Genomic DNA, 22,326 nt, shown 5'->3' on the forward strand with positions numbered 1-22,326 from the left:
TGTATTTAAAGCGCAAGATAAGTCACCTAAAGCATGTTAATATTCGGCGGTTATTTTGAAGCGGAGCTGGTATGGATCTTATTGTTTCATTTTTTCGTGGCATAGTGTCAATCACCGTGGGGTGGTTAGTGACGGTAAAAAGCGTGCCGTCAAATATCGAAAAAGAACTCGGAATTGATAAAACCAAACCTATTTTGTACTTATTGCAGACAGAATCATTTACCGACCAACTCGCCCTGAGACGCTCAACGCAATCACTCGGATTACCAAGCCCCTTCGATGATATTATCATTGCAGGTAGTGAGCGCAAACGCATGTATTTTTTAACGCGTCCACAGGGGCTATTTAGCCGCAGAGTAAAGAAAACGTCTATAGAAGATGTATTTACCGAATACTTTGCCATCCATCGAGAGCACCTAGATATTGACCTTCAGATCATCCCCGTTTTTATTTCATGGGGCAGAGCCTCTGGTAAGAAAAAGAGTGGATTAGCGCAACTACTTGCTACAAAAGCCTCACCAAACTGGCTACGTAAGTTTTTTATCGTACTGTTTTTAGGTCGCGATAACTTCGTTAGCTATTCTCCGGCGGTATCATCTCGTCAAATGTCTGAGCTTCACGGCAGTGATAAACAAATCGCACAAAAACTGGTTCGTGTGGCTCGCACGCACTTTCAGCGTAAACGCCAAACGTTAAGCGGCCCAACCCTGCTAGAGCGTCAAACATTGTATAACTCTATTTTAGGCGGTGAGCTGGTAAAACAGGCAATCGACGATGAGGTTAAGCAAAAGGGTATTGGCTACGATAAAAGCCGCGAGCACGCCATCAAATACATCGATGAAATCACCGCAGATTATCGAGTTGGCTTAATTCGTTTAGGCGAGCGCCTACTAACAAGAATTTGGAATAAAATTTACGACGGTATAGACGTAAAACATGCTGAGCGCGTTCGTGAATTGGCAAAAAATGGCCATGAGATCATTTACGTGCCCTGTCATAGAAGCCACATGGATTACTTACTATTAACCTATGTAATTTATCATGAAGGACTGGTAACCCCTCATATTGCGGCAGGAATAAATCTCAATTTTTGGCCAGTGGGCGGATTATTTAGACGCTGCGGCGCGTTCTTTTTACGCAGAAGTTTTGCCGGCAACAAGCTCTACACTGCGGTGTTCAGAGAATATTTGGAGCTGCTATTCAATAAAGGTTACTCAGTCAAATATTTCCCAGAAGGCGGGCGAAGCCGCACGGGTCGCCTACTACCGCCAAAAACCGGCATGTTAGCCATGACTTTGCAGGCTATTACCAAAGGTGTGAGCCGCCCGGTGTCTATCGTACCGGTGTACCTTGGATATGAGCACGTGATGGAAGTTAAAAGCTACATGAAAGAGCTCAAAGGAAAATCAAAAAAGAAAGAATCGCCCACGCAAGTGTTTTCAGCTATTCGGAAATTAAAAAATTATGGCCATGGCTTTGTGAATTTTGGCGAGCCAATCTTGCTCACACAATTTTTAGATGACGCGGTTGGCGATTGGCGTGAACAAAAAACACCCGATGAGAAAAAACCAAGGTGGTTAACCCCCGTGGTAAATAAGCTGGCCGATAAGGTGATGACGCGCATCAACCGCGCAGCAGCGTTAAACGGCTCTGCCATGGTCGCACTATGCTTACTTTCGTCAAAAACCCACATCATGAGCAAAAAAGAGTTAGTACAAAGTATTGACGACTATTTGCAGTTGTTTAAGGCTGTTACTTACAGTAACGATGCCACCCTACCCGATGAGCCAGCACAGCAACTTGTAGAGCGCAGTTTAGCGCTAAATCGCTTTGAGCAAAGTCAGGATGACTACGGTGAAATGGTATCACCAAAAGACAACAACGCAGTGTTGTTAACCTTTTATCGCAACAACATTTTACATATGTTTGCGCTCCCCTCGTTGGTGATGACGGCAGTGTTCTCCCACAAAACCATCGCAAAGCAAGACCTGATTGAATTGGTTAAGCAGCTATTCCCGCTGCTGAAACGTGAGTTCTTCATGCATCAAAGCACCGAAGAGGCCATAGAATATGTAGAGAAGCTTGTTGAATATATGGATAGTGTCGGCCTGCTAAAGGTAGACAATGATCATATTACGCAACCCGAGGCAACACACGTACGTTTCCACAGTGCTTGGCTGTTGAGCCGTTCAATGCAAGAGACCTGGCAGCGCTACGCGATCGTGTTACGTGTATTAGAAAAGGAACAAAACATTGGCCGCGCGCAACTCGAAAAACAAAGCCAGACAATAGCCGAGCGTCTTTCAGCTCTTTACGGTATGCATTCACCAGAGTTTTACGATAAAAACGTGTTAAGTAGCTTTGTGTTGGCGCTCAAGGAAAACAAGCATGTCTCAAGCCAAGAAAACGGTAGCCTGTCTTTCTCGCAAAACAGCTCGACCTTAAAAGACGTGATTGACCCCTTAGTATGGCCTGAAATCATTCAGCACTTGGAGCAAATTTAGAGTACGCAATACCTGGCTATTTGCTTCCGGTCGCTAAAAAGAATTGATAAGCGGGGTCGTCGGTATGCTCTTGCGAGGCATACCCTAGGCGCTGCACATGCTCGTCAAAAATTGCGCGTTCGTCTGGAGCAATCTCAAACCCGACTAACACCAAACCTTGAGCGGCGCCGTGGTTGCGGTAATGGAACAGCGTGATGTTCCATTGCTCACCTAAGGTGGTTAAAAAGCGCATAAGAGCGCCAGGATATTCAGGGAAAGAAAACGAAAATACCGTTTCTTTTAAGGTTTGTTGAGGTCTTCCGCCCACCATATGCCGCACGTGCAGCTTGGCTAACTCATTGTCAGATAGGTCAAAACACTCATAGTCTTTTTCGCGTAAGCGTGCCATGAGTGCAGCAAACTCTTCTCGCCCATGCTTGAGCTTTACGCCTACAAAAATATGCGCTTCATTGTCGTTGGCAAAGCGATAATTAAACTCTGAGATATTCAAACCACCAAGGGTGGCGCAAAAGTCTTTAAATGCACCTTTTTGTTCTTTCAATTTCACGGCAAACACGGCTTCTTTTTGTTCGCCTAGTTCACAGCGCTCCGATACATATCGAAGGGTATGAAAGTTGATGTTGGCGCCACATAAAATACCGCCAATATTCGCACCTTTTATGTCATTAGCTTTACAGTATTTGCGCATAGCCGCAACTGACAATGCTCCCGCTGGCTCAGCAATCACCCGCGTGTCGTCAAAGATATCTTTGATGGCAGTACAAATTTCATCATTGCTCACGGTTACCACGTCATCAACATACAGTTGGCAAAGTCTAAATGGCTCTTCACCGATGGTTTTAACCGCCACACCATCGGCAAAAATCCCCACACTAGGCAGGGTCACAGGATGTCCACTTGCCAAAGCTGCTTGCAGGCACGCAGATTCTTCAGACTCCACGGCAATAATGCGGATATTGGGGTTGATTTGTTTTACATACACGCCAATACCTGCGGCCAAGCCTCCCCCGCCAACGGCGACAAACAAATATTGTAGGTCGTGAACATGCTCTAAGATTTCTTTGCCAATGGTACCTTGACCGGCAATCACATCGGGATGATCAAAAGGGGGGATCATCGTCATGCCCGTCTCATCACAAATTTGCCGAGCGCGCTCACTGGCTTGGTCAAAGCTTGTGCCGTATTGGACGATGTTAACGTGCGCTTGGCCAAAGTGCCTGACCGCCTCTACCTTAATTTCAGGTGTCGTTTCTGGCATAACGATGGTAGCTGAAATACCTAAACGGTTAGCGGCATAGGCAACACCCTGTGCGTGATTACCTGCCGAAGCAGCCACAACGCCGGCTTGTTTTTGCGCGGCGCTTAATTGCGCAATGCAGTTGTATGCACCGCGCAATTTAAAGGATTTTACGGGTTGTTGGTCTTCACGTTTTAAAAAAACCTGATTACCCAAAGTGGTCGATAAGGTTGGCATGAGGACCATATCGGTAGCAATCGCCGCGTCATAAATCGGCGCTTGTAATATCTTAACCAAATAGTCCTGCTGACTTAACACAATATCAACCTCCTTGGGGTCTGCTATGTATGTAAGGTTGGCGTTTACTTGTACACCGGCGTTAGCCAACCCCATTTATCTTCTGTGGTGCCGTTGAATAAACCAAAGAAAGCGTCTTGTACTTTTTCGGTAATCGGTCCACGACCACCGTTGCCAATAGCAATACCATCGACACTGCGCACTGGTGTGACTTCCGCCGCGGTGCCACACATAAGGATTTCATCCGCTAGGTACATCGCTTCGCGTGGAATGTTTTCTTCTCTGATTTCATAACCCATTTCTTTTAACAGGGTCATGACCGTATCGCGGGTAATGCCTGGCAAAATAGCTGCGGTTTTAGGCGTGGTTGACACTACGCCGTTGCGGATAACAAAGATATTTTCTCCGGCGCCTTCACTCACGTAGCCGTTGACGTCAAGCGCAATTCCTTCGCCGTAGCCGTGGCGACGCGCTTCCATAGAAATGAGTTGCGAAGATAAGTAATTACCACCCGCTTTTGCGCCGGTTGGCATGGTGTTAGCCGCTAGTCGGTTCCACGAGGAAATACCTGCATCTACACCGTTTTTGATCGCATCGTCACCTAAGTAAGCACCCCATTCAAACGCTGCAATAGTCAGTTCGGCCTCTTGACCAAACGGCACTTGTAGTCCCATACCAATATCGCCATAGTAAGCAATAGGACGGATGTAAGCCGACTTCAGGTCGTTTTTAGCGATGATATCAAGTGTACCTTGATTGACTTCATCGAGGGTGTAAGGAATGGTCATTCGATAAATTTTTGCAGAATCAAACAAACGGCGATTATGATCATGCAAGCGGAAAACGCACGTGCCTTGATCAGGAGTATTGTAAGCTCTAACGCCTTCAAATACCGATGAGCCATAGTGGATAGCATGGGTCATTACATGCACGGTGGCATCTTGCCACGGTACAATGTTGCCATTAAACCAAATCAGTTCTGCTGGTTGCTTCGCCATTTTATATTGTTCCTTAAAGATTATGTGTGCATGTTGCTGAAAGCATAAGGCGTTATTATCCCTTTTATCCGTCAACAAAAAAACCCTCGAGTGGAGGGTTTTGCATAATGCACAAGAACACCCCTCTCAATAACACGATTTCACTTAATCGTGCCAGCTAGGATATTCGGGTAAGTTAGTTTGTCATCGTCACCCGTGTAATCTGCCTTAAAAGCCCGTTGCACGCAAGAAATTTTATGAATGTGCGGCGAAAGTATACTGCCAATATTCCTAAAACCAACCTTTTGAGCAGTTGTTGTAAAAACCAAGACGCTTAAAATCATTCACGTTGATTAGCAACTCATGGATGAAATAGAGACAAGGATGTCACTTTCAGTTGTATATACCCGCGCTAACCTTGGTGTTGATGCGCCTTTTAAAAGCCCAAAATATATCATTCATCCTAGTTGATAAAAAATTACACGCATTATATTGTACGCATAATTTAGTGCGCATAGGATGAATAATGGGAACGGCAAAAGAGAAAGTTAGGGTGAATGTATATTTAGATAAAACGCTCACTAATGATGCGAAGCGCTTAGGTATTAATTTGAGTAATAGTTTAGAGCTAGCGTTGAAATCAGAATTAGCTAAAAAGTGGAAAGAAAAGAATCGTGAGAAAATAGCTACATACAATCAACGTGTTGCTGCCAAGGGTTTACCGTTTGACGATGAAGATATGTGTATCTAAGTTTGAGGAAATATAATTGAATCAGTTTGATGTTTACGTGAACCCAATAGTCAAAGGCAGAGCAGCTTATCCCTTTGTTTGCGCTTTGCAAAACAAACTATTTAACGATTTATCGTCTAGCATCGTCGCGTTTATATGCAATGATGAATCTATTGCACTCGACAAGATAAGCGTTCCAATAAGGATTGCTGGCCAAAATTATTTCGTTTGCATGAACGTTGTAACAACATTTGAAAGCCATAAATTAGTGGAGTTTGTAGAAAACATATCAGGGCAAAGAGAAGATATTTTAGCTGCTTACGATGCTATATTTACTGGGATATAACCGAGAGCCGTTTTTTCCCTGCGCCCTATGCATGACTCGCGCTTTATTGGCTGTAGCACTCTCGGCCAATTTAGGAGAGATAGCAGTACTCTGAGCACTTATTTAGTTGACTATTTGTTATCTATCCAAGCTAAATAACCATTTTCTGCTCTTTTACAAATTTGGATTACTCCTACTTGCTCTAAACGCGAACCTTCTAAATATTTGAGACCCTCATAGTAGCAATACTTTTTAAGATCGATTTCCCTCTCGGGGTTTTGTGATGCATTCGTTAGGCCTGACGCGTAAACGCTGGATATACCAAAAAACAGAATCAAAAGTGCAAAAAGTTTATTGTTGATTATTGCGGTTCCTATTTTCCAATGCGACATATCACCTCCTTTAAGTAATTTTATGTTTGGACTTTCTACAACCCTTTTTAGACTTAACATTAGGGCGATTCAGTTAAGTAGGTTAAGTTACTAAACTATGTCATCTCATGAAAATCATTTTTATTTGCGCATTAAGACGGTTTTGACGAAGAGAGCTAAGACTTTGTTTTATGCATCTGTTTCTTAGAAAGGGATACCGACGGGGCAATGAGTGACTGAGAGAGACGCGAAAAAATTAGGAAAAATATGACTAAAGGGCGCTACTGTCATAATCTGGCTCTATCGCCATTTGCAACCAAAGCCCTTTTAACCACTAATCATCCATGCCAAGAACCTTACGGTATTCAACAGTGACATCTTCCATTCTACCTTCGTGCAATTGATAAATCACATCTGCATTGAGAATAGTTTCTTGTCGATGCGCAATCACTATACGTGTCATGGGCAGTTGCTGAATAGCATGGTTAACATATTGCTCAAGCGCTGCATCTAAATGGCTAGTGGCTTCGTCTAGGAGTAATATCTTTGGCTTGCGATATAGTGCTCTAGCAAGCAGTAAGCGTTGTTTTTGACCACCTGATAGCGCACTGCCCATATCGCCTACGAGCGAATTATACCCCATGTTCATTTGGCTAATATCTTGGTGAATACCGGCTAGTTGCGCGGCTTCAGCCACGACTTGCATATCCATTTGTGGGTCAAAGAAGCTGATATTTTCAGCCAAGGTGCCCGACATTAGCTGGTCGTCTTGCATCACCGCCCCTAATTGACTGCGGTAGTTACGCAGACCAATATGATGGATATCCACACCATCAGCTTCTACCTTGCCGCTTTCTGGGTTTTGTAAGCCCAGCATGACTTTCATTAAAGTGGTTTTACCGGTACCAGACGGCCCTATAATGGCGATATTTGCCCCAGCAGGCACGCTAAGATTTAAAGCATTAAATAGTAAAGGCTCATTACTAGCATAGCGAAAGCTAATATTGTTTAAACTAAGCGCACCGCTTAGCTCTCGGCTAGGCGTATTAATCCCTTCTTGTTCTTTATCGGTTAAAGCGATATCGGCAAGGCGGTCTAGGTGTAGGCTAGTCATTTTAATTTCAATCAGATTATCAATTAGTCCTGCCATTCTATTAGTAAATTGATTCTTATACGCCATAAACGCAAAAAGCATACCCACGCTGATGTCGCCTGCCATCACCGCCATTGCGGCAAGGTAGACAATCACAACGTTCTCAATACCAAACAATAAGCCATTAATGGTTTGATACGATATGGTCCATTTACCGAGTTTGTAATTTTGATTCACCGCATCGGTGTAGCGGTTTTGCCAGAGGTTTAAGCGCTGCGCTTGCTGGCCAAATAACTTAATGCTTTGCATGCCGCGCACAGTTTCCATAAAGTTACTTTGCTCTTTGGCTTCCGCCATGATGCTGGCTTCCGTGAGTTGGTGTAGAGGCTTATACAAGGCTAAGCGAATTAAGCCATACACTACTACCACACCTAACACGACTAACGCCAAGGTAGTGTCGTACAAAAACATCATCACCAACACAACAATGGCCATGAGGCCGTCAATTACGCCTTCAATGAGTTTGTTGGTAAACAAATCACGTATCGCGTTTAGCGAGCCAAAGCGGGATACCACATCGCCCATGTGGCGCTTATCAAAGAAGTTGAGCGGCAGGTGCACTAAATGCCGCATCAAGTTAGTCGCCATTTGCACGCTCATCATGGCGCCTAAATGTAAAACTACCCAACTGCGAAAGGTTTGCGTGAGCATTTGAATGAGAACTAAAAGCCCAAAGCCTAATGCCAACACCATCAATAACGGTTTATCTTGGCTAATTAACACCTCATCCACTACAAGCTGAGTGTAGTAAGGTGTGGCAAGTAAAAAGAATTGAAGCAGAAGCGATAAAACAAATAGTTTAATAAGTGAAGGCACCAAACCTTCGATGCGCGTCCAAAAGGCGGTTATGCCTAATTTTACACGCTCATCTTTTTTCTTGAATTCAGAGGTGGGCGTAAGTTCAAGCGCGATGCCTGTAAAGGATTTATCCACATCGCTCATCGCCACTTTGCGCTCGCCTAGGGCAGGATCGAGAATGGTAATGCTACTGCCAGATACCTTTTTCAACACCACAAAGTGATTCATATCCCAATGCAGCACGCAGGGCGTTTTGAGGTTCTTTAAGTCATCCAAATCCAGCTTTAAAGCACGCCCTACCATGCCCAGCTGCTCAGCCAAGCGCATAAGTTGCTGCATATTTGCGCCTTTAAATGAGACGCTGTATTGATTGCGCAAGGTGGTAAGATCGAGCTTGTGGCCGTGATGATTAGCGATCATTGCCATGCAGGCTAGGCCGCACTCGGCTGCTTCGGATTGGTAAGTAGGAGTCATTCGTGTATTATTTCCGTTCCCTAGTTAATGTGCTTGTCAAGATTTTTACATAAAATTTGACCATAAAAAAACCATAGTAATTCAGATTTATTTATGTGCTAACTGAATAAGCTGTTTATTTTTTGCACCAAGCCTGCTGTATTTCTCAAACGTGTTTTGACTTACGGTATTGATTCTATATTTACCATAAAAAGCGTTTACCAATCTTAAGACACACCATGAAACATCGGTGTGATAATATGTCTTTGCTGAATGCCGCCAAGCCTCACCCGAGAAAGACCAGTGTATGTAACACGCTTGAGATGAATTATAAATATAGAGCAGAGCTTAAATTCGATTAAAAGTGCTCGGCTATTGTAATACTTAAGTAACGGTTTATCAGTAGAGGCTTACATCATATTGAGCATCGATTTTGAGACAAATGTTCTACTCATCTTACATGCATTAAAGTGCATATAGGCGCCGCTAGTTTTGCAACTGTTAACATCAAACAAAATCCTATCGCATATTGGATGTTGTGATCTAGCGCGAATTCCACTACTAAATGGTCAAATAACAACCAGCTCGGCACACCAAGGATACATGTAGCTAAAATGCTACTAAAAAACCCTCGCGATAATTTTTCATTGCAGTTACCGCAAAAAATGTAAGGCTTTATAGAAAGTGGGATCTTGCGAGCAAAATTAACTTCTTCTGAACAATTTGGACATTTTGAGTTTAAGAGACTTTTTATCATTTTAAATCCTAATAAAATGTAGGGCTGGAATTATTATTTCCAGCCCAGATTGTTTATTACCCTGTTGCTTTCTCGTACAAATACCCCCCCGCCATTGAGTTACTTATAAATCTCACCGTTCCGGAAGCTCTATAAGCCCAAATCCCACCTTTTACAACCCAATACAGCGCAACTACACCACCATTTACTTCTTCTAAACACTCTGAACTTAATTCTTTCATTACAACTCCATTCTTTTCTCAAGTTATTTAATATTGTGTTTAATAACGCTTAATGATTTAGTTAGTTACCGTATCATAGAGGTATCCACCAGCCATTGATTGAGAAATAAATCTTACTGTACCAGAGGCGCGATATGCCCAAATTCCACCTTTTACAACCCAATACAGCGCTACAACTCCACCATTTACATCTTCCACTTGCTCAAATTTCAATTCTTGCATATCATCTCTCCTTGAGATTATTTTAAGTTAAGGTTTAAACACGCCCTTTCAGGCTTAAAATCGGCTCAAACAGCCAGCTGATTAAGCTGCGCTCTTCAAGCACGATATCTGCGCTTAAGGTCATGCCCGGTTGCAGCGGAACATGATTACCATAAGCGCGGATTTCTTGCTTGCCCAATGTTACCTCTACTCGGTAAACAGGCTCTTGGATATTAATCGGCATTTCTACTTCGCCGGGAATTAATATAGACTTTGCCGCCGACAACACTTCTCCTTCAAACAACCCAAAGCGCTGGTAGGGAAACGCATCAAAGCGTATGCGCGTTTGCTGGCCGGGCTCAACAAAACCGAAGGCGCGAGTAGGCACAAGCAAAATTGCGTTCAAAGTGGAGTCTTCTGGCACAATAGTGGCCAGTGGCATTTGTTGCTTCACGGTAGTACCAAGCTTAGCTATTAAGTTAGTCACTTTACCGTCAACAGGTGCTCTCAATAATATTTGCCCACGCGCGTCAATTTCGGCTTGCTGTTGGTCGAGCCGCGCTTGCTCAGCGCTCACTACCGCCAATTGCTGTTCACGCTCGGAGGGTAGGCGTGCTAATTGTCCATTGAGTTGCTCAAGCTGCGAGAGTTGAGTCTGATAACGCGCGTTGAGTTCAGCAAGTTGTTGCTGAGTGCTCAAAAGCTGCTCTTCATTCTGCTGCAAATCGTTTAATGAAATCGCTCCATTAGCCGACAAGCCAGATAAATTCGTAAATCGTTGCTGTTGAATGCTCACACGATTGTTAAGTAAGGCCTGTTGACTGCGCATGTCGTCAATAGAGCGCTTTGCAAAAGCAATACGTTTTTTTAAATCTTGCTGTTGCTGACTAAACAGTACATCTATTTGTTGTTTGCGCAGCGCAATAAAATCGGACTGCTGGGTAATAGCCTTTGATAATACCGCTGACATTGAATCACCATGGGATAAATACTCTGGGATTTTTATTAATGCCATCGCTTGGCCAGCGCTTACCTGTTGCCCGTCTTGCACATAGAGTTGTGACACAATGCCGGTGCGCGGAATACTGACTTTTGCTAAGCCACTATTGGGTTGCAAGTAACCGGTAACCGTTTCCTTGCGGTGGAAGGAAGAGGAGATTAAAAAGACTGTAGCGACAATTACTACGCCGAGAAGCGCAACTAACAACACCTTAGATGCCAATGGTTGCGCAATCACAACCTCACCATCTAACTTGGCAGATTGTTGCTTGACGGCTTGAGGTCTAAAAAGTCCATTTTCCATGTTAACACTCTCTATTTAATACTTCGTTTACTGCGTAACAACAATTAAATAAAACAACTTAAGTCATGCACTCCTGTGCTAACAGAAAATTTACTAAATAATTTTTTTCGATGAAATTCGTTTTTTTTTGCCAATTAAAACGGTTTTTCCGAAGCAAGCTCGGCAAGTGCCCCGAAGACGTAGCCATACCAAAAACTGGTCTTCTCGCCAGTTGCTCACTCACGTTGATTTCACAATAATCATCCTCGTTGATTAGCAACCCATGGATGAAATAGAGACAAGGATGTCACTTTCAGTTGTATATACCCGCGCTAACCTTGGTATTGATGCGCCTTTAGTTACTATCGAGGTACATTTATCAAATGGTATGCCTGCTTTTCAGCTCGTTGGTTTGCCTGAAACTAGCGTAAAAGAGAGTAAAGACAGGGTGCGCAGTGCGCTTATCAATGCCGGTTTTGAGTTCCCGAGTAAACGCATTACCGTCAATATGGCGCCAGCCGACTTACCAAAAGGGGGCGGGCGCTTTGACTTGGCGATAGCCATCGGCATTATTGCCGCAAGTGAAGAAATACCTGAAGTTCAGCTGCAGGAATTTGAGTTTGTAGGCGAGCTGGCGCTGTCGGGTGAGTTACGCTCGATTCAAGGCGCTTTGCCCATGGCGTTTGCGGCAAAGCAGTCAAAACGCCAATTGGTATTGCCGCAAGCCAATGCCAACGAAGCCGCGCTGGTATCTGATGCCGGAGTCTTGTCTGCAAACACCTTGTTTGATGTGTACTTGCATTTAACCGGCAAGCGTTTTTTATCCCCAGCAACCCACGAACCCTCTTCTACCGCTACACCGCAATATGGCGATCTTAGCGAAATCATTGACCAACAACATGCAAAAAGAGCGCTCGAAATTACCGCAAGTGCTGGTCACAACCTTTTGTTTTACGGGCCTGCGGGAACAGGTAAAAGCATGTTAGCAAGTCGATTGTTGTCCATCATGCCTGACTTAGACGAAGAAGATGCCTTGGTTGTGGCCAGTATACGCTCCATCTCAGGCGATAGTATTCATGCTGACAATTGGCGCACTCGCCCATTTCGTCAACCCCACCATTCGAGCTCTGCGGCTGCTCTGGTAGGCGGTGGAACCTATCCTAAACCCGGTGAAATTACACTGGCTCACAAGGGCGTGTTGTTCTTAGATGAGCTTCCTGAATTTGGTCGCCACGTGCTCGATGTCATGCGCGAACCATTAGAAACAGGAGTGATTAATCTTTCTCGAGCCACCCATAAAGTGACTTACCCCGCCGACTTCCAACTTATTGCGGCGATGAACCCAAGCCCAACGGGTGATATTGACGATAAGCGCGCTAACAACGAGCAAATTCTGCGCTATCTTAATCGTATATCTGGCCCACTCATTGACAGGATTGACCTTCAAGTGAGCGTACCTCGGGTCAACTTAGAGTCAACGCTTAACTGTTCAGACTCACAACGAGGAGAAGTAAGCCGTATCGTCAAAGACAGAGTGCTGGCAACACAACGCCGTCAACTTGAGCGCCAAGGCAGGCTTAATGCGGCTTTAACCAACGATGATGTGCGCCAGCATTGCTCATTGAGCCCGTCAAACCAGCGCTACATTACCCAAGCGATGGATGCATTAGGGCTCTCTATGCGGGCCTATCATCGTACCCTCAAAGTGGCGCGCACCATTGCGGATATGCAAGGAGTAACTGAAATACAAGAAGGGCATATCACCGAAGCGCTAAGCTATCGCAGTTTTGATCGCATGTTGCATCAACTCACCAGCAACTGACTTAGGCTTTTGATCAGCGGTTCGTTTTCTCGCTCGGTGAGATAGCACACGCCAAGTTGATAAGGTTCAATGCTCGCGACCTTAAGTGCTTTGACTTTGCTTTTTACTACCGAGTTTTCCAGCACGATTTTAGGTACAAAACCAACGCCCAAACCCAGCGCGACCATACTTACAATGGCCTCGTTGCCCGTGACCTGAGCATACACATGAGGACGAATATTATGCTCAGCAAACCAATGATGGACAATTCGTTTTGACGGTCCGCCGGTTGGCATCACCACATTCACATCAGCCCAGTTAAGCTCTTCCCACGCATTGATATTGAGAGTTTTAGGCACTATCAGTACCAAAGGTACGGTATCGAGCTTGGCAAAGCTTACGTGGCTTGGAAAGTCGGGCACATGAGTAGCAAGCGCAATATCCGCCGCACGGCTCATGACTTTGTCGATTGCCAATGAATGGTCACCGGTATCTAACTTAATCTCAACTAAAGGGTACTGTTGATGCAGACGGTCGAGAATATTGGGCATATAACTTTGGCTAGCGGTTACCGAGCAATATAACGAAAGCTCTCCTGATAACGCATCCTGCTGCGTTTGCATCGTATTTTGCATTTTTGCAAACTGCGCCAAGGTTTCATTGGCAAATTCAAGCAACGTATGGCCTGCTGGGGTAAGCGCAACACTGCGGTTGTTGCGCACAAATAAAGTAGACTTACACTCTTGCTCTAAACGCGCAATGACGCGCGTGAGGGTAGGTGGTGAGACATACATTGCCGCGGCACTCTTTGAAAAATGCAGGCTGTTTGCCAGGTGTTGAAAAAGCCTAAGGCTTTTAATATCCATAAGAGTCTGCTTTGTGCGGTTAGCTTGAGCCTAAGTGAACCACAACTCGCCAATTATTTCAAATTATGAAACATAGCGTTTTAAATAATTCAATTTAAGAAACAAAGTAAGCATAGTAAAGTGAACACATCGGTCGTCACAGACTATTTATAATTTTAATTCGGGTAAGTAATGTCAAACTATTTCAACAGTCTTCCTTTTAGAAAACAACTAGACCAGTTAGGTCAGTGCAGATTCATGCAGCGTGAAGAGTTCGCCAATGGGTGTGACGCGCTAAAAGGGAAGTCTATAGTCATTGTCGGATGCGGTGCACAAGGGCTTAACCAAGGCCTTAACATGCGTGACTCTGGCCTCAACGTAAGCTATGCCTTGCGCCAAGCGGCCATTGACGAAAAGCGAGATTCATTCAAGCGTGCTAGCGAAAACGGATTTACCGTAGGTACCTATGCAGAGCTCATTCCCACCGCTGATTTGGTATATAACCTTACGCCAGACAAGCAACATGCAAGTGTGGTCGAAGCGGTTATGCCGCTGATGCAAAAAAATGCAACATTAGGCTACTCTCATGGCTTCAACATTGTTGAAGAAGGTCAGCAAATTCGCAGCGATATTACCGTGGTGATGTGCGCACCAAAATGCCCTGGTACAGAAGTACGTGAAGAATATAAACGCGGGTTTGGCGTACCAACGCTTATTGCTGTGCATCCAGAAAACGACCATTTAGGTCAAGGTTGGGATATTGCAAAAGCCCTAGCGAGCGCAACCGGCGGAGACAGAGCCGGCGTGTTAGAAAGCTCATTTGTGGCTGAAGTAAAATCTGACCTCATGGGTGAGCAAACCATTTTATGTGGGATGCAACAAGCTGCAGCTATTTTAGGTTATGAAAAAATGGTCGATGATGGCGTTGACCCCGCCTACGCTGCAGCATTAATTCAATATGGTCTTGAAGCCATTACCGAAGCCTTGAAAATTGGCGGTGTCACTAACATGATGGACCGTCTTTCAAACCCGGGTAAAGTCCGCGCGTTTGAACTCAGTGAAACCTTAAAAACCGTTTTACGTCCTTTATTTGAAAAACATCAAGACGATATCATCAGCGGCGAATTTTCTCGCACCATGATGCAAGACTGGGCAAACAACGATGCAAACTTACTTGGCTGGCGCGAAGAAACCGGTCAATCTGGCTTTGAAAATGCGCCAGTGTACGACGGTAAAATAGACGATCAAACCTTCTTTGATAAAGGCATTTTGATTGTTGCGATGATTAAAGCAGGTGTAGAGCTAGCGTTTGACGTGATGGTCGAAGCCGGCATTTTACCCGAGTCGGCTTACTATGAGTCGCTTCATGAAACACCGCTTATCTCTAATACCATTGCGCGCAAACGCTTGTATGAGATGAACGTGGTTATTTCTGATACCGCAGAATACGGAAACTACTTATTTGCTAATGCGGCAGTGCCTTTGCTTAAAGAGCACATTATGCCAAGCATTACGTCTGAAGAGCTTGGTGGTGGTATACAAAGCGATTCGAATGGCGTGGATAACATCCGATTAGTAGAGATTAACAAAGCGATAAGAAGCCACGGCGTAGAGTCTATTGGTGAAACCTTACGTGGCTACATGACAGACATGAAGGCCATCGTCACAGGATAATCGCACAACACTTTTTGTTGATGAGTTAGCTTCATCAACTACAACAGTTCTGTCGTTAGGTGCTTTTATAAGCTCCTTTTGCCCGGTCAGTTTGGCCGGGCTTTTTTATGCCTCTTGCGTATCGAGCGGCACCGCTTTTGCTGCGGTGATCGCATATTTGACCGACACAAACGTCACCGCGCCAAAGCATAAAAATCCGTAGGCAATAGGCGTGATACCGTCGTGCAAAAACAGATTGATGAACATCGCAATGGGTACGGCTAATAAACTCGTAAACGAGCCAATAAATGCCGCACCCACACCTGCGATATGACCCACTGGTTGCATCGCAAGGGAATTCAAATTACCAAACAGCACGCCGATAAAAAAGAAGCCCACAAACATGGTAGACATGAACACAAGCAGCGGCGGCTTACCATCAAAATAATGCGCTTCAAGCACTAACACGATAGAAAACACTACCATGAGAACCATCGCTAAAGAGATCAGCTTAATCATGCCAAGCCTTACCACCATGATCCCATTAAACAAAGAAGCTGCACCAATAGAAAACGCAAGTACCGCAAACAAAATGGGGAACCACTCACCGGTGTCGTAAATGCTCTGAAAAATCGTTTGTGAGCCGCTTAAATAAGCCAAGAATGCGCCAAAAATTGTTCCCATGCCGATTGAAGCGCCCATCACCACAGGCTGCTTAACTAACCAAATAATAGAGCGCCAAAACGCATACCAGTTAAATTTTACGCGTTGCGGCCTCAACAGCGTCTCTCCTTGGCGTGCAAAAAACCACGCGCCCGAAATAAGACCAACGACCGCAAACACACTGAAAATATGACGCCAGCCCGCAAACTCCATCACAATTTGACCAATAAGCGGCGCCACCATCGGCATAAGGATAAATATCACCGTAATAAAGCTCATTACCCTGGCCATTTTGTCGCCCACATACAAATCTCTGATAAGCGCCATGGTTGCAATACGCGGCCCAGATACACCAAACGCTTGCACAACGCGGCCAACAAGCAGCATCTCAATAGTGGTAGATAAATAGCAAATGAATGTGCCGATAAGAAAAATAATTAAACCCACGAGAATGGTTAATCTGCGGCCTCGCGCGTCGGCAAATGGCCCAAAAAACAGCTGCCCTAAGGCCATCCCAGCGAAGAATATTGAGATGATTAAATACGTTTGCTGATTGCTTTGACTATTAAGCTCTGCGCCAATGGTATCTAGTGCTGGCAGCATTGCATCGATGCTTAACGCAACCAATGAGGTGAGCAATGCCATAAGCAAGATAAACTCCGTGAGCGGCAACGGTGGCTTTGCGCTGCTAGTGGAATGGGAAGAAGAATTGGCGTTCATGTGTCCAAAGTCAAAGGCTAAGATTTAGCCCTGCAATCTACCACAAGCGCTTACAATGTAATACAAACAAATAAGGTAAAGGCAAAAATGATAAACACCGCGGTAGGGCAAATAATCAAGCCTCTTATTGGCATATGAACAAAATATGTGTAACGTCTGCCTTGTTAAGTTAATTGAGTAAAGAAGTATGACAAACTACGAAAATAACGAAGAAATACAGATGTTTCGCGACATGGTGTTGCGATTTTTAGAGCAAGAAGTCATTCCACACTACGATGAATGGGAACATAACCATCACACTCCTAGAGAGATTTGGAACACCCTTGGAAGCGCCGGCATCTTATTGGTCGACATGCCCGAAAAATACGGTGCAGCGGGTGCCAGTTTTGATGTTTGCCAAATGATTCAAGAAGAGATGTGTCGCCTTGGTTTGCATGGCCTGGCTACAGGCTACAATATACATGCTAATATTATTGCCCCCTATCTGCTAAACATCGCAACTGAAGCTCAAAAAGAGCAATGGCTTCCTCGCATGGTAACAGGAGAAGTACTCACCGCACTAGCGATGACTGAGCCCGGCGCTGGTAGCGACGTCGCGAGTATGCGCACCACCGCCATTAAAGACGGTGATGAGTACATTCTGAACGGGTCAAAAACATTTATCACTAATGGCAACATGGCTGACATGATTGTGGTGTGCGCCAAGACAGACCCGAATGCAGGCGCAAAAGGTATATCTTTGTTTTTAGTCGACACTAGCTTAGCAGGGTTTTCTACCGGCAAACCTATAGAAAAATTAGGGCAGCACAGTAGCGATACCGGTGAGCTATTTTTTGAAAATATGCGCATTCCCAAAGAAGCCTTACTCGGACAAGAGGGCCAAGGCTTTGTCTATCTTATGCAGGAACTCCCACGTGAACGCTTAGGCTGCGCCGTTCAAGCCATTGGCCATGCGCAAGGGGCGCTAGATTTAACTATAGAGTATGTGAGTCAGCGAAAGGCCTTTGGACAAAGTGTGGGGCAGTTTCAAAATACACGCTTTAAGCTCGCTGAATGCCAAACGGAGCTCGAGCTGTGCCGCGCCATGCTCGAAAAACACATGGCAAAATTTAGGCGAGATGAAATGACGGTTACCGATGCGGCCATGCTCAAGCTAGCGGCCACCGAAATGCAGTTAAAGATGGTCAATGAATGCCTTCAGCTATTTGGCGGATATGGTTACACCGACGAATATAAGATTTCTCGCTTTTACCGTGACGCTAGGGTACAAACTATTTATGCCGGAAGTTCTGAAATCATGAAAGAAGTGGTGGCTAGGGGCATGTTGGGGCGCTAAACGTCTGCAAATAGCGACCTAACCGACAGTATCTGGATGCTCGTGAAAACGAGTTGGGTGCTTAGGTCTGCTCACCAATAGCGGCGCGCATCAGATGGAGCCGATAAACCGTCACTCTAACTGTTCGCGCTGCTTAGGCGCGTGATTAAAGCGCTGAAATAACCAGCCTATACCCACTAGAGATAAACCCAGCGCGATAAACGAGAGCGCTCTTAATAGACCTTCTAGATTCGCCATATCCACTAAAAACGCCTTGAGAATGACCGCAGCTAAAATGCCAAAACCTATCTTGTTAATACGTGCTTTATTTAACAACACAAAGGGATAGCGTTGTAAAAGTTGTGCCGCCAAGATGAACGCTACTGCAATGCATAGCCATAAGACTGAATACGTATAAAGCTCCGCCTGCACCATAGGTGTAGTAAAGAAGTTCAGTTGCTCGTTAAAGCTCAAGCGCACAATCGAGTTGATATACAAAAACATAAAAAGAGCAATCAAGGTAAAGACCAGTGTTTGAAGCTTCTTAATCACTAGTTGCAAGCTCAACATCACGATGAGCACTGCGCCTGGCAGGCCCCAAAGGGGTAGCAGCCAGTTAAATATAATGCTCTCGCCTATAGGTTGGTCGCTTATGTAGGGGTTAGCAAACAATGTTGTCGATAATTGCATAAACAGCACGCCAACAAACAACAATAATGCAAAGATGCGGTATAACTTCTGATGGGAGGTAAACCGTTGACGCCATAAATACACCGCCCCTAGTATGAGCCAATTTAATCCCAACAACGTGCTTTGTTCAAAGCTTAGGTTGGTAAAATCAGGGTACTCTCCAGTTAAGAAATAGCTTGACTCTGTTGTAATGAACAAAGCAATGATATGCAACAGTGCTCCGGTCAACCAGTGTCTTAGTGCGTTCATAGGCAGCTGTTTGCGAGCAAACCACAGCACGGCAAACACCGTGGGATAGATTATGAGCGACCAATGTAGGCCCAACAATAATTCATCTGCATATTTTGATAACCAAGGTGCGGCTGTTAAACGCAGCATAACGATGAGGATCGCCACTTTATAAATCCAAGTGGGTAAGCTGACTTCAAAACGCTTGCTAAGTGAGGCCATTAAGCCAATTTGTATGGCGAGGGCTAGGGTTAAGGCACTCGCGGACAGCATCATGGTAAAGATTAAGCTCAGCGCGCCGTTTGCAAGCAACAAGTAACTCATTTTGGTCAACGGTGTAGGCTCTTTTATCGCAAGGGTGGCAAATGCTAAGGCCACAACCCCAAGCTCTAATGCAAATAATGGGTAGAGCAAATCTGCAGCGAACACAGGCGATAATGCGTAGCTGATTGACATCAATAGCAACGGGGCACTGACAAGCAGTAACAGATAGGCTGGGCGGGAAGGCAAATATTTATTGACCGCGAACGCATACAACAAACTGATTAACGCCGATATTTGCACAAACAAATAACCACCGGTAAATGGAAACACATTGTCGCTAAAGTCGTAATCTTGCGGCATTTGCAGGTAGATAATGATCACGAAACCCAGCGCCAGGAATGGCCAAGAATCAAAGGCACTGCAGCGCAACGGCACTGCCAGTAACACCAAGCTTATCGCAAGTACAACAAGTAAAAATGCATGGTCGAAGGGGAAGAAAGCAGCATAAACAATAAGCCCGAGCAAAGGCAGTAAGACGCCAAGCTGCTCTTTACGCGGCATCAGCAAATCTTTAAGCGCTAACGCCTGAAAAGTGCTTTGTTTTAGATCCCAGCCCATCACCGGCAGCATTGAATACAAATATACCGATAAAATGGCAAAACCAGTGATTACCATAAGGTTTGGATACACGGTGCTTGCTTGATAATCTGCGAAAGATAATTCCGTAGAGAGCATAATAGCAATGGCGTACCATACAAAGTGCCCAGCAGCGCCTAAATACCAAAGCCAGTTGCGTTGCACTATTTGATGAATCCACACAGCAGAAAACGACACGGCACTGACATACATCAATAACATCAGCACATTATTTGAGCCGGTTGACACCAAGGCTGGCACAACGTAGGCGCCAATCACGCCAATAGCAGCCAAAATGGGACCAAAGCGCAAAGATAGCCAAGCTGACGCTAAAGCAATAACCGCGAGTACCACAAACGCTAAGGTAGGGCTTAAGTAATCATAAAAATCAAACGCTACTAGCGTCATTGCAAAGCAAGTAATGAAGCCGCCACTGGCAAGTGCCGCGCTTATCATAGGGGAGTTGATATCAAAACGTTTAGGGTGGCGATGAAGATACTCTGCGCCCACCACTAACGCGATACCGAATGCAACGCCAAAAAAGATACGCACGTGCGGTGGAAGTAAGCCTGCTTCAATGCTGTATTTTGCTAAAAAGATACCGCCGATGGCCAACACAATGGCGCCAAGCCACAGCAAACCATTGCCGCTTAGAAGCTTTTCTAAGTCGAAGCCTTTTTTGGCGTTGCTTTTGTTAGTTTCGCTGGCCTTTGGCGTAACTCTTTGTGAATCGAGCGGTTTATTGTCGCTGGCGTGCTGATGTGTTGTACCAATATCAGTATTTATCGGTTGAGGCTGGTCGTTTTCATCGAGGACATCTTGCAAGGGAAGGTCTTGCGCAACTGAAGATGGCTCACTTTGTGGCTCTACGGGTTGAGACTCTTCCCTTGGCTCATTTGCTTGTGGCTCTTGCTCAATGCGTTGGCTATTTTGTGATGATATCGATTGTTTTAAGGCGCGGATTTCTCGCTTTAAATCGCCTATTTGAATCAAATTCACGAAACCCAAAACACTGCCAATAAACAGTGCTATGACCAACAAAATTCCAATAAAAACCATACCATCCATGCTTTTACTCCCAGCATCGAAGTTAGGTTAATCTATGGTTTGCTACTTTACAAGAATATCTATTGGCTATATTTTCGCCTTACTATTTAACAATTTACATTGTTAAGATAGTCATATGGGCACCTGTTCTTTGTAATTAATGATACTATAATCAATCTTTCACCCACCTAACACCATGTTTTAATTCATATACTTACTAGCCACGAGCTTGAGAATAATACGCTATGACGATTTCATTTCGACAACTTTCTATTTTACCCCTGATCATGCTACCCAGTGCAGGGTACTGTATCATCCCTGTCGATCAGCTTCATGTGACACCAATCGGGTTTTCCGGGCAAGCGGGGCTCTCGTTAACCGGAGAGCGAGGAAACAAAGACGAGCAAGAGTATAATATCAACGGCATCTTGCGGTATGGATGGGACAAAAGCGCCCTAATGTTGCTGTCGGACTACAATTACACCAAAACCAACGATGAGCGCAATGAAGACGACTTATACGTGCACCTTCGTTACATTCAAAATGATTACTTCAAACAAAATGTAGATGCTGAGGTGTTTGTGCAATACCAGTACGATGATTTTGCGGACCTGTCTAATCGCCGCTTATTTGGTGCGGGAATGCGCTGGCGATTTGCAGAATCAAGCGGTGAACAAACTAACGATGATGGGACCCAATCCAATGCATATGAAACGATTTTTGGTGCCGGTGCGTTCTATGAAGAAGAAGACGCACAAAGTAATGGTTTGCAAGAGACAACCGTACGCGCAAATTTGTATGGTCGGTTTTTATTCACGAGCAATAGCGAGCATGAGTTTAGCGTCTATTCCACTATATATGTTCAGCCTTCAGTCGAGCAACTTGACGATGTCAGAAGCTTATTAGTTGGCGGTATTGAATTCCCGATTGCTGAGTCGTTAGCACTGAGCCTAGAAGCCGAAGTGAGATACGATTCTGAGCCATTTGAAGGTGTCGAAAACACCAATGTGGAATACGGTGTCCGGATCAGCTACTCATTTTGATGAGCACTTATATATCTGGCACCGACACATCAAACATATGCGCAATGTGGCGATTAAAATAGCGCAGCGCAGGCGAAGCATCCTTTATCAAGCCCATTGCAATCACATAAACAAA

The 22,326-nt window shown here is 44.8% G+C and carries 17 protein-coding genes; 7 read left to right on the forward strand and 10 right to left on the reverse strand.

What is annotated here, in order from left to right; all coding sequences use genetic code 11:
• The first annotated feature begins 71 nt into the window (after window positions 1-71).
• The gene (plsB, locus tag KJ365_RS11250) at window positions 72-2,504 is read left to right on the forward strand and encodes a glycerol-3-phosphate 1-O-acyltransferase PlsB (RefSeq protein ID WP_214451744.1); all 2,433 of its coding nucleotides are present in this window, start codon (window positions 72-74) and stop codon (window positions 2,502-2,504) included.
• 16 nt (window positions 2,505-2,520) lie between these two features.
• Here plsB and ilvA read toward each other — a convergent pair whose 3' ends face one another.
• Both ilvA and KJ365_RS11260 read right to left on the reverse strand, forming a co-directional pair.
• On the reverse strand, window positions 2,521-4,062 hold the full coding sequence (gene ilvA, locus KJ365_RS11255; RefSeq protein ID WP_352109395.1) for a threonine ammonia-lyase, biosynthetic: 1,542 nt from the start codon (window positions 4,060-4,062) through the stop codon (window positions 2,521-2,523).
• 41 nt (window positions 4,063-4,103) lie between these two features.
• The gene (locus KJ365_RS11260; RefSeq protein WP_214451746.1) at window positions 4,104-5,036 is read right to left on the reverse strand and encodes a branched-chain amino acid transaminase; all 933 of its coding nucleotides are present in this window, start codon (window positions 5,034-5,036) and stop codon (window positions 4,104-4,106) included.
• Between the two features lie 505 nt (window positions 5,037-5,541).
• On the opposite strand from KJ365_RS11260, the gene KJ365_RS11265 reads away from it, so the two are divergent.
• Both KJ365_RS11265 and KJ365_RS11270 read left to right on the forward strand, forming a co-directional pair.
• The gene (locus KJ365_RS11265) at window positions 5,542-5,766 is read left to right on the forward strand and encodes a type II toxin-antitoxin system CcdA family antitoxin (protein ID WP_214451747.1); all 225 of its coding nucleotides are present in this window, start codon (window positions 5,542-5,544) and stop codon (window positions 5,764-5,766) included.
• Between the two features lie 16 nt (window positions 5,767-5,782).
• Window positions 5,783-6,091, forward strand: coding sequence for a CcdB family protein (locus KJ365_RS11270; protein WP_214451748.1), 309 nt, complete (start codon window positions 5,783-5,785; stop codon window positions 6,089-6,091).
• Window positions 6,092-6,201: 110 nt separating this feature from the next.
• Here KJ365_RS11270 and KJ365_RS11275 read toward each other — a convergent pair whose 3' ends face one another.
• The 5 genes from KJ365_RS11275 to KJ365_RS11295 all read right to left on the reverse strand — a co-directional run bounded on the left by KJ365_RS11275 (window position 6,202) and on the right by KJ365_RS11295 (window position 11,327).
• A complete protein-coding gene (locus tag KJ365_RS11275) occupies window positions 6,202-6,462 on the reverse strand; it encodes a DUF1496 domain-containing protein (protein ID WP_214451749.1) in 261 nt (86 codons plus the stop codon).
• A gap of 313 nt (window positions 6,463-6,775) precedes the next feature.
• Window positions 6,776-8,866 carry a peptidase domain-containing ABC transporter gene (locus KJ365_RS11280; protein ID WP_214451750.1) on the reverse strand — a complete coding sequence of 697 codons (2,091 nt, stop codon included), beginning with the start codon at window positions 8,864-8,866 and terminating at the stop codon, window positions 6,776-6,778.
• 792 nt (window positions 8,867-9,658) lie between these two features.
• Window positions 9,659-9,823 carry a hypothetical protein gene (locus KJ365_RS11285; RefSeq protein ID WP_214451751.1) on the reverse strand — a complete coding sequence of 55 codons (165 nt, stop codon included), beginning with the start codon at window positions 9,821-9,823 and terminating at the stop codon, window positions 9,659-9,661.
• A gap of 57 nt (window positions 9,824-9,880) precedes the next feature.
• Window positions 9,881-10,045, reverse strand: coding sequence for a hypothetical protein (locus KJ365_RS11290; RefSeq protein ID WP_214451752.1), 165 nt, complete (start codon window positions 10,043-10,045; stop codon window positions 9,881-9,883).
• A gap of 34 nt (window positions 10,046-10,079) precedes the next feature.
• Window positions 10,080-11,327: an HlyD family secretion protein gene (locus KJ365_RS11295; RefSeq protein ID WP_214451753.1), complete on the reverse strand. Its 1,248-nt coding sequence runs from the start codon at window positions 11,325-11,327 to the stop codon at window positions 10,080-10,082.
• Window positions 11,328-11,610: 283 nt separating this feature from the next.
• Between KJ365_RS11295 and KJ365_RS11300 the strand changes: the two genes are divergently transcribed.
• Complete coding sequence (locus KJ365_RS11300; protein WP_214451754.1) at window positions 11,611-13,128, forward strand: YifB family Mg chelatase-like AAA ATPase; 1,518 nt, start codon at window positions 11,611-11,613, stop codon at window positions 13,126-13,128.
• On the opposite strand, the gene ilvY is transcribed toward KJ365_RS11300, so the two are convergent.
• Window positions 13,110-13,973, reverse strand: coding sequence for an HTH-type transcriptional activator IlvY (ilvY, locus tag KJ365_RS11305; protein WP_214451755.1), 864 nt, complete (start codon window positions 13,971-13,973; stop codon window positions 13,110-13,112). The two genes, KJ365_RS11300 and ilvY, sit on opposite strands and share 19 nt — an antisense overlap.
• Before the next feature lie 171 nt (window positions 13,974-14,144).
• On the opposite strand from ilvY, the gene ilvC reads away from it, so the two are divergent.
• Window positions 14,145-15,626, forward strand: a complete 1,482-nt coding sequence (gene ilvC, locus KJ365_RS11310) for a ketol-acid reductoisomerase (RefSeq protein WP_214451756.1) — start codon at window positions 14,145-14,147, stop codon at window positions 15,624-15,626.
• Between the two features lie 105 nt (window positions 15,627-15,731).
• On the opposite strand, the gene KJ365_RS11315 is transcribed toward ilvC, so the two are convergent.
• Window positions 15,732-16,988, reverse strand: a complete 1,257-nt coding sequence (locus KJ365_RS11315) for a multidrug effflux MFS transporter (RefSeq protein WP_214451757.1) — start codon at window positions 16,986-16,988, stop codon at window positions 15,732-15,734.
• Between the two features lie 187 nt (window positions 16,989-17,175).
• On the opposite strand from KJ365_RS11315, the gene KJ365_RS11320 reads away from it, so the two are divergent.
• Window positions 17,176-18,324, forward strand: a complete 1,149-nt coding sequence (locus KJ365_RS11320; RefSeq protein ID WP_214451758.1) for an acyl-CoA dehydrogenase family protein — start codon at window positions 17,176-17,178, stop codon at window positions 18,322-18,324.
• Between the two features lie 111 nt (window positions 18,325-18,435).
• Here KJ365_RS11320 and KJ365_RS11325 read toward each other — a convergent pair whose 3' ends face one another.
• Window positions 18,436-21,189: a DUF2339 domain-containing protein gene (locus KJ365_RS11325; RefSeq protein ID WP_214451759.1), complete on the reverse strand. Its 2,754-nt coding sequence runs from the start codon at window positions 21,187-21,189 to the stop codon at window positions 18,436-18,438.
• 224 nt (window positions 21,190-21,413) lie between these two features.
• On the opposite strand from KJ365_RS11325, the gene KJ365_RS11330 reads away from it, so the two are divergent.
• Window positions 21,414-22,211: a DUF481 domain-containing protein gene (locus KJ365_RS11330; protein ID WP_214451760.1), complete on the forward strand. Its 798-nt coding sequence runs from the start codon at window positions 21,414-21,416 to the stop codon at window positions 22,209-22,211.
• Window positions 22,212-22,326 lie beyond the last annotated feature (115 nt).

This window comes from Glaciecola sp. XM2, from assembly GCF_018595715.1.
Lineage (GTDB): Bacteria > Pseudomonadota > Gammaproteobacteria > Enterobacterales > Alteromonadaceae > Glaciecola.

Excerpts from the sequence above, each read along its gene's own strand:
- plsB (WP_214451744.1), top strand. The coding sequence starts at position 72 with ATGGATCTTATTGTTTCATTTTTTCGTGGCATAGTGTCAATCACCGTG.
- KJ365_RS11260 (WP_214451746.1), bottom strand. The coding sequence starts at position 5,036 with ATGGCGAAGCAACCAGCAGAACTGATTTGGTTTAATGGCAACATTGTA.
- KJ365_RS11265 (WP_214451747.1), top strand. The coding sequence starts at position 5,542 with ATGGGAACGGCAAAAGAGAAAGTTAGGGTGAATGTATATTTAGATAAA.
- KJ365_RS11275 (WP_214451749.1), bottom strand. The coding sequence starts at position 6,462 with ATGTCGCATTGGAAAATAGGAACCGCAATAATCAACAATAAACTTTTT.
- KJ365_RS11280 (WP_214451750.1), bottom strand. The coding sequence starts at position 8,866 with ATGACTCCTACTTACCAATCCGAAGCAGCCGAGTGCGGCCTAGCCTGC.
- KJ365_RS11285 (WP_214451751.1), bottom strand. The coding sequence starts at position 9,823 with ATGAAAGAATTAAGTTCAGAGTGTTTAGAAGAAGTAAATGGTGGTGTA.
- KJ365_RS11290 (WP_214451752.1), bottom strand. The coding sequence starts at position 10,045 with ATGCAAGAATTGAAATTTGAGCAAGTGGAAGATGTAAATGGTGGAGTT.
- KJ365_RS11295 (WP_214451753.1), bottom strand. The coding sequence starts at position 11,327 with ATGGAAAATGGACTTTTTAGACCTCAAGCCGTCAAGCAACAATCTGCC.
- KJ365_RS11300 (WP_214451754.1), top strand. The coding sequence starts at position 11,611 with ATGTCACTTTCAGTTGTATATACCCGCGCTAACCTTGGTATTGATGCG.
- ilvY (WP_214451755.1), bottom strand. The coding sequence starts at position 13,973 with ATGGATATTAAAAGCCTTAGGCTTTTTCAACACCTGGCAAACAGCCTG.
- ilvC (WP_214451756.1), top strand. The coding sequence starts at position 14,145 with ATGTCAAACTATTTCAACAGTCTTCCTTTTAGAAAACAACTAGACCAG.
- KJ365_RS11315 (WP_214451757.1), bottom strand. The coding sequence starts at position 16,988 with ATGAACGCCAATTCTTCTTCCCATTCCACTAGCAGCGCAAAGCCACCG.
- KJ365_RS11320 (WP_214451758.1), top strand. The coding sequence starts at position 17,176 with ATGACAAACTACGAAAATAACGAAGAAATACAGATGTTTCGCGACATG.
- KJ365_RS11325 (WP_214451759.1), bottom strand. The coding sequence starts at position 21,189 with ATGGATGGTATGGTTTTTATTGGAATTTTGTTGGTCATAGCACTGTTT.
- KJ365_RS11330 (WP_214451760.1), top strand. The coding sequence starts at position 21,414 with ATGACGATTTCATTTCGACAACTTTCTATTTTACCCCTGATCATGCTA.